At 63.2% G+C, this 14398-nt stretch carries 16 protein-coding genes; 7 read left to right on the forward strand and 9 right to left on the reverse strand.

Annotated elements, in window-relative coordinates:
• Window positions 1-149 precede the first annotated feature (149 nt).
• On the forward strand, window positions 150-1622 hold the full coding sequence (locus tag A4R29_RS17615; protein ID WP_063168296.1) for an MATE family efflux transporter: 1473 nt from the start codon (window positions 150-152) through the stop codon (window positions 1620-1622).
• Window positions 1623-1656: 34 nt separating this feature from the next.
• Here the strand turns inward: A4R29_RS17615 and A4R29_RS17620 are convergent, their stop codons facing one another.
• Together A4R29_RS17620 and A4R29_RS17625 are read right to left on the reverse strand one after the other, a co-directional pair.
• Entirely contained in the window at window positions 1657-2868 is a 1212-nt protein-coding gene (locus A4R29_RS17620; RefSeq protein ID WP_063172478.1) for an MFS transporter, read from the reverse strand.
• A 177-nt stretch (window positions 2869-3045) separates the two neighbouring features.
• Window positions 3046-3447 (reverse strand): SH3 domain-containing protein, encoded by a 402-nt coding sequence (locus A4R29_RS17625; RefSeq protein WP_063172479.1) that lies wholly within the window; start codon window positions 3445-3447, stop codon window positions 3046-3048.
• A 241-nt stretch (window positions 3448-3688) separates the two neighbouring features.
• Between A4R29_RS17625 and A4R29_RS17630 the strand changes: the two genes are divergently transcribed.
• A complete protein-coding gene (locus A4R29_RS17630; protein WP_013530981.1) occupies window positions 3689-4264 on the forward strand; it encodes a TMEM175 family protein in 576 nt (191 codons plus the stop codon).
• A gap of 53 nt (window positions 4265-4317) precedes the next feature.
• Here A4R29_RS17630 and A4R29_RS17635 read toward each other — a convergent pair whose 3' ends face one another.
• Window positions 4318-4599 (reverse strand): hypothetical protein, encoded by a 282-nt coding sequence (locus A4R29_RS17635; protein WP_027160626.1) that lies wholly within the window; start codon window positions 4597-4599, stop codon window positions 4318-4320.
• A gap of 163 nt (window positions 4600-4762) precedes the next feature.
• Between A4R29_RS17635 and A4R29_RS17640 the strand changes: the two genes are divergently transcribed.
• Entirely contained in the window at window positions 4763-5629 is an 867-nt protein-coding gene (locus A4R29_RS17640; RefSeq protein WP_063172480.1) for an SDR family NAD(P)-dependent oxidoreductase, read from the forward strand.
• 3 nt (window positions 5630-5632) lie between these two features.
• Here A4R29_RS17640 and A4R29_RS17645 read toward each other — a convergent pair whose 3' ends face one another.
• Window positions 5633-6058, reverse strand: coding sequence for a low affinity iron permease family protein (locus tag A4R29_RS17645; protein WP_013530978.1), 426 nt, complete (start codon window positions 6056-6058; stop codon window positions 5633-5635).
• A gap of 263 nt (window positions 6059-6321) precedes the next feature.
• On the opposite strand from A4R29_RS17645, the gene A4R29_RS17650 reads away from it, so the two are divergent.
• Window positions 6322-7569, forward strand: coding sequence for a hypothetical protein (locus A4R29_RS17650; RefSeq protein WP_013530977.1), 1248 nt, complete (start codon window positions 6322-6324; stop codon window positions 7567-7569).
• Between the two features lie 105 nt (window positions 7570-7674).
• On the opposite strand, the gene A4R29_RS17655 is transcribed toward A4R29_RS17650, so the two are convergent.
• The 3 genes from A4R29_RS17655 to A4R29_RS17665 all read right to left on the reverse strand — a co-directional run bounded on the left by A4R29_RS17655 (window position 7675) and on the right by A4R29_RS17665 (window position 9457).
• A complete protein-coding gene (locus tag A4R29_RS17655) occupies window positions 7675-7968 on the reverse strand; it encodes a hypothetical protein (protein WP_013530976.1) in 294 nt (97 codons plus the stop codon).
• 190 nt (window positions 7969-8158) lie between these two features.
• Window positions 8159-8800 carry a transferase hexapeptide repeat family protein gene (locus A4R29_RS17660; RefSeq protein ID WP_027160628.1) on the reverse strand — a complete coding sequence of 214 codons (642 nt, stop codon included), beginning with the start codon at window positions 8798-8800 and terminating at the stop codon, window positions 8159-8161.
• Between the two features lie 138 nt (window positions 8801-8938).
• Window positions 8939-9457 (reverse strand): CreA family protein, encoded by a 519-nt coding sequence (locus tag A4R29_RS17665; RefSeq protein ID WP_024501452.1) that lies wholly within the window; start codon window positions 9455-9457, stop codon window positions 8939-8941.
• 188 nt (window positions 9458-9645) lie between these two features.
• On the opposite strand from A4R29_RS17665, the gene A4R29_RS17670 reads away from it, so the two are divergent.
• The 3 genes from A4R29_RS17670 to A4R29_RS17680 all read left to right on the forward strand — a co-directional run bounded on the left by A4R29_RS17670 (window position 9646) and on the right by A4R29_RS17680 (window position 13090).
• On the forward strand, window positions 9646-10224 hold the full coding sequence (locus tag A4R29_RS17670) for an SCO family protein (protein ID WP_013530973.1): 579 nt from the start codon (window positions 9646-9648) through the stop codon (window positions 10222-10224).
• 10 nt (window positions 10225-10234) lie between these two features.
• Window positions 10235-11107: a 50S ribosomal protein L11 methyltransferase gene (locus tag A4R29_RS17675; protein ID WP_013530972.1), complete on the forward strand. Its 873-nt coding sequence runs from the start codon at window positions 10235-10237 to the stop codon at window positions 11105-11107.
• Window positions 11108-11245: 138 nt separating this feature from the next.
• Complete coding sequence (locus A4R29_RS17680; RefSeq protein WP_063172482.1) at window positions 11246-13090, forward strand: aminopeptidase P family protein; 1845 nt, start codon at window positions 11246-11248, stop codon at window positions 13088-13090.
• 183 nt (window positions 13091-13273) lie between these two features.
• On the opposite strand, the gene A4R29_RS17685 is transcribed toward A4R29_RS17680, so the two are convergent.
• Together A4R29_RS17685 and A4R29_RS17690 are read right to left on the reverse strand one after the other, a co-directional pair.
• Window positions 13274-13570, reverse strand: coding sequence for an AzlD family protein (locus A4R29_RS17685; RefSeq protein WP_013530970.1), 297 nt, complete (start codon window positions 13568-13570; stop codon window positions 13274-13276).
• Window positions 13567-14295, reverse strand: coding sequence for an AzlC family ABC transporter permease (locus A4R29_RS17690; RefSeq protein WP_063172483.1), 729 nt, complete (start codon window positions 14293-14295; stop codon window positions 13567-13569). The genes A4R29_RS17685 and A4R29_RS17690 overlap by 4 nt, the downstream gene beginning before the upstream one ends.
• Window positions 14296-14398 lie beyond the last annotated feature (103 nt).

Below are 14398 nucleotides of genomic sequence, written 5' to 3' on the forward strand. Positions count from 1 at the left end.
GCGGGCGCGCTTGGCGCGTCCGCTGGGCTCGCGGCAGGCATGAACGGGGCAGCGGCCTTTCAGCCGCGCGTTCGCAAGGGTGCATCTCGGTCCCGCCTGCGATATCATCGTGGACTGGATCCAAATCACCATCCGCCGAGCTACCCGCCATGGACGAAAAAATGCCCGCGCGCCGGCGCACCGGCGACCTGACCAGCGGCCCTATCCCGCGCACGCTTCTGCTGTTCGCCCTGCCGGTGCTCGGCTCCAACGTGCTGCAGTCGCTCAACGGCTCGATCAACGCCGTCTGGGTCGGCCGTTTCCTCGGCGAATCGGCGCTGACCGCCACCTCCAACGCCAACCTCGTCCTGTTCCTGATCCTCGGCACTGTGTTCGGCATCGGCATGGCGGCCACCATCCTGGTGGCCCAGTCGGTTGGCGCCCGCGACCTGCCTGAGGCGCGCCGCATCGTCGGCACCAGCGCGACGTTCTTCTTCCTCGTCTCGGTTGTCTTCGCGGTCTGCGGCTGGATCTGGGTTGACGCCATTCTCAACACGCTCGGCACACCGGCCGACGCCTTGCCGCTGGCGCGCTCCTATCTGCGCATCATCTTCGTCGCCGTGCCGATGATGAACCTTCTATCCTTCGTCATGACCGTGCTGCGCGGTGCCGGCGATTCACGCACGCCCTTCTTCTTCATGGCGCTGGCCGTCGTCCTCGACATCGTGCTCAACCCATTGCTCATCGCCGGCATCGGACCGTTTCCCGAACTCGGCATCGCGGGCTCCGCCACGTCCACGCTGATCGGCCAGACGGTAAGCGTGATCGCCATCCTGATCGTGCTCTATGTGCGCAAGCATCCGCTGCGGCTGGCCGGCGCCAACCTCGCTCTGCTGCGGCCCGATCCCACCTTGCTGCGCATCGTCGTCTTCAAGGGCGTGCCGATGGGCCTGCAGATGATCGTCATTTCGGCGGCGGCACTGACGGTGATGGGCATCGTCAATTCCTACGGCTCACAGGTCGCCGCCGCCTACGGCATCGCCGCCCAGCTGTGGACCTACATCCAGATGCCGGCGCTCGCCATCGGCGCCGCGGTGTCCTCGATGGCGGCACAGAATGTCGGCGCCGGGCGCTGGGACCGGATCGGCCGCATCGCCGCCTCAGGCGTCGGCTTCAACCTCGTCCTGACCGGCGCACTGGTTGCCGTGCTGTCGGTTTTCGACCGTTCGGTGCTGAGCCTGTTCCTGAGCCGCGACAGCGCGGCGATCGACATCGCCGTCCACATCAACAATGTCGCCTCGTGGTCGTTCATCCTGTTCGGCATAACCATCGTGCTGTTTGCCACCGTACGAGCCACGGGTGCCGTGATGCCGCCGCTGATCATCCTGGTCATTTCGGTGCTGGTCGTGCGCACCGGCTTTGCCTATTTCATGCGTGGCGTGATCGGCGAGGAAGCGCTGTGGTGGAGCTTCCCGGCGGGTTCGATCAGCTCGCTTGTACTGGCGGCGGCCTACTATCGTTTCGGCCGCTGGCGCACCACGCACATGATCGAGGACAGGCCGGCCGCCGGCGAGCCGCCGGACACCGGTCTTGGCGTGCCGCGCGGACGCGCGCATCTTTCGCCTGAAACACCGAACGGCTGAAGCCAACCCGGTTCCGCTGGACCGCTCCAGGCCCTCAACGCCGTTGTTGTTTCAGCCCAAAAGCCAGCGCCACCAACGCAAACACCACGATCATGCCGGCGAACGCCAGGCTGGCAGCGACGGGACTGGCATAGGTCGAAACGATGCCGATGCCGATGACGGGCAAGGCGTTGCCGACAAAGCAGCAGATGAAGAAGCTGGACACCACTTCGGCGCGACGATGCTTGGGCGCGATCTCGTTCACCACTTGCAGGCCGCCACGGTAACCAAGCGCCGCCGCAACGCCGCAACAGGCCGTCGCAGCAACCATCAGTGCCATCGAGGCCAATATCTGCGCCGCCACCACCAACGAGACGCTTGGGATCATCAATGCCAGCGCAGCCAGCATCGCCTTGTTGCTCTTCATGTGCATCAGAACGACAATGCTGATCGCGGTGACGATCGCCAGCTCGAAGAACAGCGCGCCGGCGACGGCATGGTTGGTCTCATGCAGCTGCTGCGCCAGGATGCTCGGCGCCAACGCGGCGTAGAACCCGACCAGCGCCATCGCGCCGAAGCCGGTCACCGCCGGCGCGACGAAGCGCGCACGGATTTCCTCCGGGACGGAAAGTCGCGGCCGCAAGGAGATCCGCCCGAGGCCGCCCGGCTTCGCCACCGTTTCGCGAGTGCGCCAGACCAGGATCGTCACCACCACAAGTGCTGCCAGATAGACGATGAAGATCAGCCGCAACGGCCATGGCTCGTATTCAGCCAGAAATCCCGAAATCAGTGCGCCGAGGCCGAGGCCGAGGAAATTGGTGCTGGTGGCAATCACACTGGCGCGCGACTTGTCCGCGCCGGGAAGAAGCTCGGCAATCCACGCGGTTCCGGTCCCCGCGCCGACGCCGATGCCAAGCCCGCTCAGGATGCGGGCGACGTCGAGCGAGACGACGTTTACGGCAAACAGGAAGACAAGCGCACTGACGATGGCGACGAGCATGGCCGCCAGGCTCGCGGGCCGGCGTCCGACAATATCGGAGACGCTGCCCAACATCAGAAGTGCCGCCAGATTGCCGACGACATACACGGCGTAGATCAGCGTCAGGGTGATTTGTGAAAAGCCGAATTGCTGCTTGTAGACGATGTAGAGCGGCGTCAGCACCGTGCTGCCGGCAAACAGCACCGCAATCATCGCGGCGACGGTGGGGATTGCGAGAGCATCGCCACCTGCCCCTTCGTGCGTATGCGCAAAATCGCGAATGGCCATGGCCAACCTCGTCACCAATTTCGGGGATCGAGGGGTCTAACGCGGTTTCATCCACGACGTTCCAGCCGGCAGGCAGGCTCCTGACAGCACGGTGGGCATTGATTGAGCGGGATGTCCGCCCGCTGAACAGGCTCGGATCGGGGCCAGCGGCTCCATCTATCGTTCAACCGGTCGGCCTTACCTGCAAGGAAAGCCGGGCGCGATCTTGCACTTGCCGGGACGCGGCCTGTGCGGCGGCCGATGGTGCGGAGGACGGTGCGGCTTGTGCCAGTGTGGCGGCCGATGCGGCGGACGCACGATGATGATTGGCGGGCGAACGATCTGGGTGCGTTCAAGATAACCGGCGCTGGCCCAGCCGCTCACGCCGCCGCCATGGATTCTACACCAGCCCGGCTGGCAGCCGGTGACATTGACTCTGAAGCCGGCGGGCAGCGTTCCCACCCTGGCGTATCCCGCTCCCGGCCCGCTGCGGACGTTGAGGTTGGTCGAGGTGTGAGCGCTGTAGGCGAAGGCCGCGGCGGACGTCCCGAACACCGCGGCCAGGATGGTCGCGGCCACAAGCAGAAAACGAAATCTCATCAGTCCCCTCCATTCGAATCCCGGCCGTTCACCTGCTCCGGCCAAGATTGCCCTGCAAGAGGAGCGGCCAAGCCAAGAAAAGTCAACAGGTGGGCGGCCGTAACCGTCCTGGCCAACGGGACTGATGCCGGATTTTCCTTGGACATGGTTGAGGAATTTCACGGTTGCCATTTATTGGCTCCTCAACATCCGCTAGCGTTTACTCTCTTTCGACAATTCATCGCGGGCAAAGGTGGGATCCATGGGCAAAGGCAGGGTCGAGGCATTCACCGATGGCGTCGTGGCTATCATCATCACCATCATGGTGCTTGAGTTGAAAGTGCCGCATGGCGAGGATTTCTCCGCCTTGGTGCCGTTGTGGCCGATCTTCTTCTGCTACGTGCTGTCCTTCATCAATGTCGGCATCTACTGGAACAATCTGCACAACATGTTCCACACCGTTCAGCGGGTCGACGGGCGCGTGCTGTGGGCGAACCTCAATCTGCTGTTCTGGCTGTCGCTGATGCCGGTGACCACAGCCTTCATGGGCGAGAACCACTTTGCGCCGGTGCCGGTAGCAGTCTATGGCACCGACCTCGCGCTATGCGCCATCGCCTACACCATACTCGCCGCCGCGCTGCATCGCCTGCACGGCAATGATACCGCTTTTGCCAAGGCGCTGGGTAATGACCGCAAGGGGAAGCTCTCGCTGGCTGTCTATATCGTGGCCGTCGTGCTGACCTTCGTCAGCCAGTGGATCGGCGTCGCGCTCTATGTGCTGGTCGCGATGATATGGCTCGTACCGGACAGGCGCTTTGCGCGGGTGATTGAAAAGTAGCTGTCTTCACACATTTTCAAGGCAAAGCGCTGCACGGCTTTCCCAGAGTTGCCCTACTTGCGCATCGCTTTCAGTTTTTCCGCCACCGATGCGGCGAGGTCGGCATAGAGCTCCTCCAGCCGTTCCGCGGCCTTGATGATCGAGAAATCATGGCCGAATTTTTCCAGCGCCATGCGCAGTTTCTCGACGAACTCGGCTTGTTTCTCCAGCGCGGAAAAGAGTGTCTTCACCTGCGCTTCGCTGATGTCGGGATTGGCCAGCATCTGCGGCACCTCGCGGCCCATCTGGTCGCCAATGGCGGTCTGCTCCTTCAGAATTGCAACCCAGTCCGTCAATCAGGAACCTCCGTTTGTCCCCAGGCCCAAATCTCTTTTGCGGGGACAAGGGGCAACATGCGCAGCCTCGGCCGGACTGGTCAACCCGACAAGACGAGCAGAGGCTTGCACCGGCCCGTTCCGGCGCTAAGTTCGGCGCCATCGAACAAGGAATCCATCGCCCATGATCACCGACGCCGAGATCCAGACCGCCCTGCCCGCGCTTGCTCCAGGCAATGCCGCCGTGATCACCGGCGCTGCCAGCGGCATCGGTCTGGCGGCCGCCAAGCGGCTTGCATTGCTAGGCATGAAGATCGTGCTGGCCGACATTGGCGGCGCGCGGCTTGACGACGCCTCGCGCGCCGTTTCCGCGATTGCCGGCGACGGTGCCGTGCTTGCCGTCGCCGCCGACGTTTCGAAGGCGGATGAGGTGGACCGCCTCGCCGAGAGGGCGTTCGGCGCCTTCGGCGGCGTGTCGCTGCTGATGAACAATGCCGGCGTCGGCGACAACCCCGGAAAGCCGTGGGAAAACCGCGATGCCTGGAAACGGCTGCTGGACATCAATTTCTGGGGCGTTGTGCATGGCGTGGAGGCCTTCGCGCCGCGCATGCTGGCCTCGGCCAGGCCGGGTCTGATCGTCAACACCGGCTCCAAGCAAGGCATCACCACGCCGCCCGGCAATCTTGCCTACAATGTCTCCAAGGCAGGAGTGAAAACCTTCACGGAAGGCCTGGCGCACGCGTTGCGCAACGAACCCGGCGCCCATGTCGCTGCCCATCTGCTGATCCCCGGCTTCACCTTTACCGGTCTGACCGAGGGTGCGACGGAAAAACCGGCCGGCGCCTGGACCGGCGAACAGGTTGTGGATTTCATGCTGGAATCCCTGACCAGGGGAGATTTCTACATCCTGTGCCCGGACAATGAGGCGGCCCGGCCGCTGGATGAAAAGCGCATGGCCTGGGCGATCGGCGACATCATCGAGAACCGCCCCGCTTTGTCGCGCTGGCATCCGGACCACAAAGGCAGTTTCGCAACCTTCATGAAAGGCTGATCTTCAGGCCGCTTGCTTTTTCGACCCGCGCTTCTGCGCCACGGCCTTCTTCGCCGCGATGTCGGCGATCTGTTCGTCATGCCGCTTTGCCGCACGCTCGCATTTGGCGCGGATTTCCTCGACTTCGGATTCGGTCAGATGCTCGATGCCGATGAAGTGGTTGTGGCCCTTGCCGACCCGGATCAGTTCGTCGAGCTTGGCCTGGATCGCCGCGCCGTCGCGGTTCTGAGTGTTCTGGATCAGGAAGACCATCAGGAAGGTGATGATGGTCGTGCCCGTGTTGATGACAAGTTGCCAAGTGTCCGAAAAGCCGAAGAACGGACCGCTCACCCCCCAGGCGATGATGATGAGGCAACAGACGGCGAATGTCGGCGGCAGGCCGGCTATGCGGGCGACCCAGTTGGCAACCTTGGTGAAATGCTTTTCCATCTATCGAAATCCTCGACGCTGCGGCGCGATGAGAAACAATCAGCGACCGCTTCAGGTTCCCGATGCGAACAAATACCTCAGGTACAATTGCCTACACGCATAGGGGAGAATAGTCTGGAAAACACACCTTATGGGTTCAATGCCACAGTACTCCTGCAGGCAAGAGTGCCTGTTCCTTCCGCTTCACAGCGGTTTACCTCCAGCCCCTTCCGCTGCGCCACCCCCGCATGGCGGAAGGGGTTTCAGTCCGGAGAGCGCGGAGCATGGTTTCCCGAAAGCGCCGACCGGCAGAAGGACAGACGGTCGCTCCACTTTCCCGCAGATTGCTTGGCAGCGCCGGCCTAGGCCTGCTGATGGCCTGCGCGGCCGTGACCGCCAGGGCAGAACCATCAACAGCACCGGCTGCCGAAATAGCGACCGATCCGACAATCACCGGCAGTCTCGAAAGGCATTGGACCAACAACGCGCTGGACAGCGACCATGCGGTCAAGGACTGGTACACACTGTTGCGCGGTTCGCTGCAGCAGCAATGGGGCGACAACGACGCCAACGCGAAATTCAGCGCGGACTTCCAGGTAACGCATTACGACAAGACGTCGATCGAGGACGACCGCGGATTGTCGCTGTCGGCCGAGGCCTTCCGCCGGCTCGGCCCGGGCCTCGAACTGAGGGGATCGCTGAGCTATCGCGTCTCCAGCACCGGCGACAATCTGGATATCGGCCCGCTGACGCTGGGTACGCGGGAGTTCAAGCAGGTCTTCGGCGCCCAGACACAACTCGGCATCGACCTCGGCAACGCCACATCGCTGATCCTCGAGGCCGCCGACAGCTACGAAAAGCTCGGCGCGACGCATTTCCAGGAAGATCTCATCTTGCCGGCGAAGCTGCATGCCGACCGCAATCTCTTCCAGTTGGCGGCTCGGGTCACCCGGACAGTTGGCCAGCTTGCCTTCGGCGCGTCCGCGTCTGCGCTCTTCGCCAGCGTCGAGGAAATCGGTTACCCGCCGCTGTTCCTATCGTTCAACGCCTATACGCTGCGCGCCGAGGCGGCCTACAAGGCCACCGATGGTTCGACGCTCGGCGTGGCCCTGGGTGCGCAGTTCCTGCGTGGCGCCGATAACATCTACCAGCGCTGGCGTCCGACCTGGCAAGTCACGTTCGGCAAGCCTCTGCCGCACGGCTTCGAGCTGCGCGGCACCTATTTCGGTCGCTACGAAACGTCCGAAACCGACGACCCCCTGGCTTCGTGGCTGCAGCGCGCGGAACTGGAACTGGGCATGAAGGTGCGCGAAAACCTCGGCATCGCTTCCGGCATCTTCTATGAGCTCAAGGACAATTTGCTCTACGAGAACCAGGAGCGCCGCAAGGGCGTCTATGCCGAAGCGACCTACAACGCGACCAAATCGATGGCCATTGTCGTTCGCGTCGACGTTTCCGAGACCTTCAAGACCGTGATCGACGAGCGCGAACACACGGTCGATGCATTTGTGGGCCTGCGGGCGAAGATCTAGCTCATTCCCGCGCTTGACTGGGTAGGCCCACAAGCGGAGGCAGGAGGGTGTTGAAGACCCTCCTGCCCACGACACGTGACATAAGGATGCCCGTGACTTTCCTGCTCAGTGACGGCCGCCCAGCTTGTAGCTGTTGCCGCCAAGGACATTGACGCCGATACCGCTGAGAACGCCGGTAAGGACGTTGGTCTTGTTGCCGTTCAGAATGCCCTGGACGACATTGCCGCTCAGGATGTTGTTGCCACTCAGGATGCCATTGAGCGCGGTCACCTGGCCGACACCGATGGACGGCGACACATTGATCAGGCTACCCGAGCTACCTCCCCAGCCGCCGGCATAGGCGCCGACAGTCGAGAACGAAACCATAGCAGCGGTGAGTACAAAAGCGAACTTCTTCATGACTTCTCTCCATTGTTGCTAGTAGTGTTTTCTTCGACTTCTTACGACTTACCCCCGAAACGAGTAGTGCATTTTGCCGAAAGTCTTGCAACCTTGGAGTGTTTAATTTCACGGATACAATCCGTTTTCCATTTCTTAACTTTAATATTTTACGTTAAGAAAATTGGTTACCGTCGACGTCTTGAGCTGGTCAGACGGCGTCGTTTTCCCAACGATCGAGGAATGCTTCGATCGGCATTGCCTGCATGTCGGGAACCGCTCTGGCGAGCTTTTCGACCGGCCAGTTCCACCAGGCGAGAGCTTCGATCCGCGCCGCGATATCCGGAGCGAAGCGTGGCCGGAGAGCCTTCGCCGGCACGCCCGCGACGATCGCGTAAGGCGGCACATCACGCGTCACCACTGCGTTGGCGCCGACCACCGCGCCATTGCCGATGGTGACCCCGGGCATGATCACCGCGCCGTGGCCGATCCAGACATCATGGCCGATGGTCACGGCTTTCGCCTGCCGCCGTTCGCGGAAGGCGGCATCGACGCCCAGCCAGCGAAAATACTCGTTCGGCCGGTAGCTGAGCTTGTGCTGGGTCAGCCGCTCTATGGGATGCTCCAGCGCATTGATGCGGCTGTTGGCGGCGATCGAGCAGAATTTGCCGATCGTCGTGTAGATCGCTTCCGAATGGCGTTCGAAATAGGAGAAGTCGCCGACGGTGACCTCGCGAAGCACCACCCGCTCGCCGATCGAGGCATAACGCCCAAGCTTGCACGCCTTCAACTCCGCGGTCGGATGGATGCGTGGCTCGGGGTCTTTCGGGACGAGATCTTCGGAACGTTCCATGCCGGCGGCTTTACCCCTAGGCGATTGGTCCCGCAAGCGGGGCCAATCGTCCGTCAGATCGTTTCCCGGCAAGGATTCGCCTAGGCGATTGGTCCCGCAAGCGGGGCCAATCGTGCGCCCGGGAAGGAACTGAATCGCCTATTGCGGCTTGCCTTTGCTCCACACCACGTTCTGGCCGTAGAGCGGCACGGTGGTGACCGACATTTTGGCCGAGCCGTTCTGCACCTGGCGCGAATGCGAGAGATAGATCAGCGTCTCGTTGGCCTTGTCGTAGATGCGGTTCACCACCTGCTTCTTCCAGATCAGGCTGATGCCTTGCTTGAACACTTCCTCGCCGCCCTCGCTCATGTCGATGTCGCCGATGGTGATCGGGCCGGTCTGGCGGCAGGAGATCGAGGAATCGGACGGATCCTCGAACCAGTTGCCCTTGTGCAGGCGATCGATGATGCCGCGATCGAAATAGGAGACATGGCAGGTCACGCCCTCCACCTTGGGGTCCTTGATCGCCTCGACGATGATGTCGTTGCCGAGCCAGTCGACGCCGACCTTGCCGACTTCATCGGCCACGGCGGCCCCGGCACCTAGGACAACGCACGCGGCCAAGGCACCGCCGATCAGTCTTCGCCCAATCAGTCCGTGCCCAATCAGTCGTTGCAAGGGACCCTCCTGCGGTTCGAGTTGCCGGTCACAGGTGGGGCGAGCAGCCCGGCTTTGCAAGCAGATAGGTCGACACCGCAGCGGTTGCGGCAACGCGGCACTTTGCCTGTGCGGGGCCGAACCGCTAAGACTGTCGCACAGGCGCGGCATTGAGCCGGCGCGACGATTTCTGCAGACGGACTTTTCTGATGATGCGTTCTATCCTGGTCGGTATTCTCGTCCTGATGGCGGCCGGCATCGGCTGGCTGACCTTCGACTGGTATCGCGGCCACTATGGCGGCGAGCCATTCGGGGCCGCCTTTACTCTGGTCGACCAGAAAGGCGCGCCGATCACCGAAGCCGCCTTCCGGGGCCAGCCCAGCGTCGTCTTCTTCGGCTTCACCCATTGCCCCGAGGTCTGCCCGACCACGCTGTTCGAACTGGCCGGCTGGCTGAAGACGCTCGGCGACGACGGCAAGAACCTGCACGCCTATTTCGTATCGGTCGATCCGGAGCGCGACACGCCTGAGGTGATGAACGCCTATGTCAGCAATTTCTCCGACCGTATCGTCGGCATCACGGGCGCTCCGGACAAGGTCCATGCCATGGCCAAGTCGTTCGGCATCTATTGGAAGAAGGTCGACACCGGCGACGGCGACTACACGATGGATCATACCGCCTCGGTGCTGCTGCTCAACGCCAAGGGCGATTTTGCCGGCACAATCGCCTACGGCGAAAGCGCCGATACGGCCATCGCCAAGCTGAAGCGGCTGGCGGCGAAAGGCTGATTACCATTTCATGACCCAGACGCGCCTTTACTTCACCACCGGAAAGATCGAGTCCGTCAGCATTTTCGCGGCGCTTGAGGCGGCCTTCGAGGAAGAGGGGCTGCCGATCGCCGTCCTGGAGGTCGACGAAGACAAGGACATCCACGAAGTGTCGCTCTATGCCGATGGCGACGTCGATGCGGTCGAGACCCGCTTGAAGGACATCCTTGCCGGCCTTTCCCTGTCGAAGCCGATCGAGCGCGAGCCCCTGCCCGACATCGACTGGGTGGCGCATTCGCTGGAAGAGCTGAAGCCGGTGCGTGCCGGACGTTTCTTCGTCCACGGCGCACATGACCGCAGGAAACGCCACAGCGGCGAACTCGCCATCGAAATCGAAGCCGGCCTTGCCTTCGGCACCGGCCATCACGGCACCACCGCCGGCTGCCTGGAAATGCTGGAAAGAGTGGTCCGGCGCGAACACCCGCGCAATGCGCTCGACCTCGGCACCGGCAGCGCGGTACTGGCGATCGCCGTCGCCAAGCTGGCGCACATTCCGGTGCTGGCCACCGACATCGATCCGGTGGCGGTGCGGGTGGCTGCCGCCAATGCGCGGCTCAACCACGTCAAGGCACTGGTGGAAACAGCAACCGCGCCCGGCTTTCACCATCCGATCTTCGGCAAGCGCGCACCCTTCGATCTGATCGTCGCCAACATATTGGCGCGGCCGCTGATGCGGCTGGCGCCGCAAATGGCCCATCATATCGCACTTGGCGGCTCGATCGTGCTGTCGGGCATCCTCGAGCGCCAGCGGGACGCGGTCATCTCGGCCTATGTCGGCCAGAATTTCCGCCATGTCAGAACCTTGCACCGCGAGGGCTGGGTGACGATCCACCTGAAGCATTAGACCGGCACCGACCGAGCTTGGACCAAATTCCCCCAGTTGTCAGTCCGGCGATGCTGTAGCAGGTTGCGCGCAGCCGGAAATCGATTCCGATTTCCGCGACCGTACGCTACGGTTGCGCGGACATGCAGGAGGCCCACCATGTTCCAGACCTTCGATTCCGCGGGCGACCCGGCCGTCGGCAAACCGCGCGTGGCGCTGCTGCGCCAATGGCTTGAAGTTAACGGGCTGGACGGCTTCATCGTCCCGCGTGCCGACGAGCATCAGGGCGAATATGTCGCCGATCGTTCGGCGCGGCTGAAATGGCTGACCGGCTTCAGCGGCTCGGCCGGCGTCGCCATCGTCCTGCGCGACCGCGCCTTCGTCTTTGTCGACGGGCGCTACACGCTGCAGGTGCGCAGCGAGGTCGATCTCGACGTCTTTTCAATCGAAAGCCTGGTCGACAATCCGCCGGCTGTCTGGCTGAAAGACAATCTTGGCAAGGGCGCACGGCTCGGCTTCGATCCATGGCTGCACACGATCAGCGAGGTCAAGGCGCTGCAGGCCTCAGTCGACAAGAACGGCGCCGTACTGGTGCCGCTCGACAAAAACCCGATCGACATCATCTGGAAGGATCAGCCCGACGCGCCGGTGGCTCCCGTCGAGCTCCACCCGATCGGCTTTGCCGGCGAGCTCGCCAAGGACAAGCTGGCGCGGCTGGCGGCGGCGATCGCCAAGGACGGCGCCACCCATGCGGTGCTGACCGACCCCTCCTCCATCGCCTGGGCCTTCAACATCCGTGGCGGCGACGTGCCGCACACGCCGCTGGCGCTCGGCTTCGCCATCCTCGCCGCCGATAGGTCGCACCAGCTTTTCATGGATAAGCGCAAATTCTCGCGCCAGGTCGCCGCCTACCTCACCCAGCTCGCCGAGCCGCATGAGCCCGGCGAATTCGAAGCCGCGATCACAGCGCTTGCCAAGAGTGGCGCGAAAATCGCGCTCGACCCGGTGCTGGCGGCTGACCGGCTGCGCATGCTGGTCGAGGACAATGGCGGCGCCGTCATTGCAGCAGCAGATCCTGCCCGAATCCCGCGCGCCACCAAGAACCAGGCCGAGATCAACGGCTCGCGCGCCGCGCATCGGCGTGACGGTGCGGCCGTGGCGAAATTGCTGTGCTGGCTGGAGCGGCAAAAACCCGGCTCGCTCGACGAGATCGCTGTCGTCACCAGGCTGGAGGAACAGCGCCGGCGGACCGGCGAGGAAACCCAGATGCCGCTGCGCGACGTCTCCTTCGACACCATTTCGGGCGCCGGCCCGAACGGCGCCATCATGCATTACCGCGTGTCGCGCGCCACCAGCCGCAAGCTGCAGGCCGGCGAGCTGTTCCTGCTCGATTCCGGCGCGCAGTATCAGGACGGCACCACCGACATCACCCGCACCGTGCCGATCGGCCAGCCGACGCAGGAGATGCGCGAACGCTTCACCCTGGTGCTGAAAGGCATGATCGGCATTTCCACCTTGCGCTTTCCCGCCGGCACGCGCGGCTCCGAGATCGATGCCGTCGCGCGCATGGCGCTGTGGAAGCACGGCTGCGACTTCGCCCACGGCACCGGCCATGGCGTCGGCTCGTATCTGGCCGTGCATGAAGGCCCGCAGCGTATCGCCCGCACCGGCACCGAAAAGCTGCTCGAAGGCATGATGCTGTCCAACGAGCCCGGCTACTACAAGGAAGGCTCCTACGGCATCCGCATCGAGAACCTGATCCTGGTGACGCCGGCGCAAGAGATCGAGGGCGGCGACATCGCCATGCACGGCTTCGAGACGCTGACGCTGGCGCCGATCGATACCAGGCTGGTGCAGTCGGACCTTCTGACGCGTGACGAGTTGCATTGGCTGGACTCGTACCACGCGCGCGTGCTGGCCGAGATCGGCCCGATGCTCGACGGCGAAACGCTGGCCTGGCTGGAGAAGGCCACCGCGCCGCTGCCGCACGACGCGAAGATTTGATTTTTCTGAGGCGCCGAGGGCGTGTCGAGATTCAGGTCAGGACGAGCGAAAACGATGGGTTCCGTGAACCGGAGCGAAGCGTACTTTTGGGTACGTGAGCTCAGTTCTACCGCGACGCGGTAGAACGGGGAAGCGCAGGAAGCCGCCGTTTGCAGGCCGTCATCACCTGAATATCGATACGCCCTACCCGACGAACTGCCGCGCCACGATCAATACCGCCGCGCCCGCCAAAAACATCGCCATCAACCCACCGCGCAGCGAAACCACCGCGGTGACCACCAGTGCGGCCCATTCCGCCGGGCCGGCGTTCAACAGCTCGGGCGCTACCAGCGTCGTCAGCACCGCCGCCGGCACGGCATTGAGGCCGGCCTCGACGCGGGGATGGATGGTATCGAAGCGCGATATCACCAGGTGCCCGCCGATGCGCGTCAGATAGGTCGCGATTGCGCCGGCGATAATGATCCAGAAGGTCGTGCTCATGGCCGTGCCTTTACGCCGCTATGGTGGGGAGGCAGGATGACCGCCAGCAGCACACCGGCAACAGCGCCAATCGAGACATGCCAGGGCGAGCCCACGGTCTTGTAGGCGATGATGGAGGCGGCAGCGCTGGCAATGACCACCGGCAGCCACAGAGGCCGCTTGCGGAAGCCCAGCACGAGACCGAGGAAATAGATCGGCAGCAGGAAATCGATGCCCAGCGCGTGCGTGTCGGGGATCAGCCTGCCGAACAGCGCACCAAGCGCGCTTTCGACGATCCAGAACAGATAGACAGGCAAGCCAAGTCCCAGATACCAGGCAAAGCCGACCGTCCGGCCCGATTGCGCCCGCGCTTCGGCCACCGCGAATTGCGGATCGGTCAGGATGAAATAACCAAGCGCCTGCTGGATGAGGGGCCAGTGCGCGATGCGCCGGCCGATGCCGGCGGAATAGAGCACGTGGCGGAAATTGACGGCGAAGATCGACAGCACGATCAGCCACGGCGCCACATGCTGGCCGAACAGCTGGATGCCGACCATCTGGCTGGCGCCGCCATAGACCAGCGCACTCATCAGAAAGGCTTCCAGGACCGAGAAGCCATTGTCCACGGCGAGCGCGCCGAACAGCACCGCAAAGGGCGCCGAGGCCACCACCACAGGCATCGACAGCCGCACGCCTTGCCAGAAATCGCTTCTGTCGCCGCTCTCGGAAATTACGTCCGTCGCCATCAACCACTCCTGATGCATGTCGCCCAAAAGGGGGATAACGACATGCACAACAACAAGGGAAGCGCGGTATGTAGGTGGCGCGGCTTGCCGTGTCACACGAATT

The organism is Mesorhizobium ciceri biovar biserrulae (assembly GCF_001618845.1).
In the GTDB taxonomy this organism is placed as follows: domain Bacteria; phylum Pseudomonadota; class Alphaproteobacteria; order Rhizobiales; family Rhizobiaceae; genus Mesorhizobium; species Mesorhizobium ciceri.

Excerpts from the sequence above, each read along its gene's own strand:
- A4R29_RS17615 (WP_063168296.1), top strand. The coding sequence starts at position 150 with ATGGACGAAAAAATGCCCGCGCGCCGGCGCACCGGCGACCTGACCAGC.
- A4R29_RS17620 (WP_063172478.1), bottom strand. The coding sequence starts at position 2,868 with ATGGCCATTCGCGATTTTGCGCATACGCACGAAGGGGCAGGTGGCGAT.
- A4R29_RS17625 (WP_063172479.1), bottom strand. The coding sequence starts at position 3,447 with ATGAGATTTCGTTTTCTGCTTGTGGCCGCGACCATCCTGGCCGCGGTG.
- A4R29_RS17630 (WP_013530981.1), top strand. The coding sequence starts at position 3,689 with ATGGGCAAAGGCAGGGTCGAGGCATTCACCGATGGCGTCGTGGCTATC.
- A4R29_RS17640 (WP_063172480.1), top strand. The coding sequence starts at position 4,763 with ATGATCACCGACGCCGAGATCCAGACCGCCCTGCCCGCGCTTGCTCCA.
- A4R29_RS17645 (WP_013530978.1), bottom strand. The coding sequence starts at position 6,058 with ATGGAAAAGCATTTCACCAAGGTTGCCAACTGGGTCGCCCGCATAGCC.
- A4R29_RS17650 (WP_013530977.1), top strand. The coding sequence starts at position 6,322 with ATGGTTTCCCGAAAGCGCCGACCGGCAGAAGGACAGACGGTCGCTCCA.
- A4R29_RS17655 (WP_013530976.1), bottom strand. The coding sequence starts at position 7,968 with ATGAAGAAGTTCGCTTTTGTACTCACCGCTGCTATGGTTTCGTTCTCG.
- A4R29_RS17660 (WP_027160628.1), bottom strand. The coding sequence starts at position 8,800 with ATGGAACGTTCCGAAGATCTCGTCCCGAAAGACCCCGAGCCACGCATC.
- A4R29_RS17670 (WP_013530973.1), top strand. The coding sequence starts at position 9,646 with ATGATGCGTTCTATCCTGGTCGGTATTCTCGTCCTGATGGCGGCCGGC.
- A4R29_RS17675 (WP_013530972.1), top strand. The coding sequence starts at position 10,235 with ATGACCCAGACGCGCCTTTACTTCACCACCGGAAAGATCGAGTCCGTC.
- A4R29_RS17680 (WP_063172482.1), top strand. The coding sequence starts at position 11,246 with ATGTTCCAGACCTTCGATTCCGCGGGCGACCCGGCCGTCGGCAAACCG.
- A4R29_RS17685 (WP_013530970.1), bottom strand. The coding sequence starts at position 13,570 with ATGAGCACGACCTTCTGGATCATTATCGCCGGCGCAATCGCGACCTAT.
- A4R29_RS17690 (WP_063172483.1), bottom strand. The coding sequence starts at position 14,295 with ATGGCGACGGACGTAATTTCCGAGAGCGGCGACAGAAGCGATTTCTGG.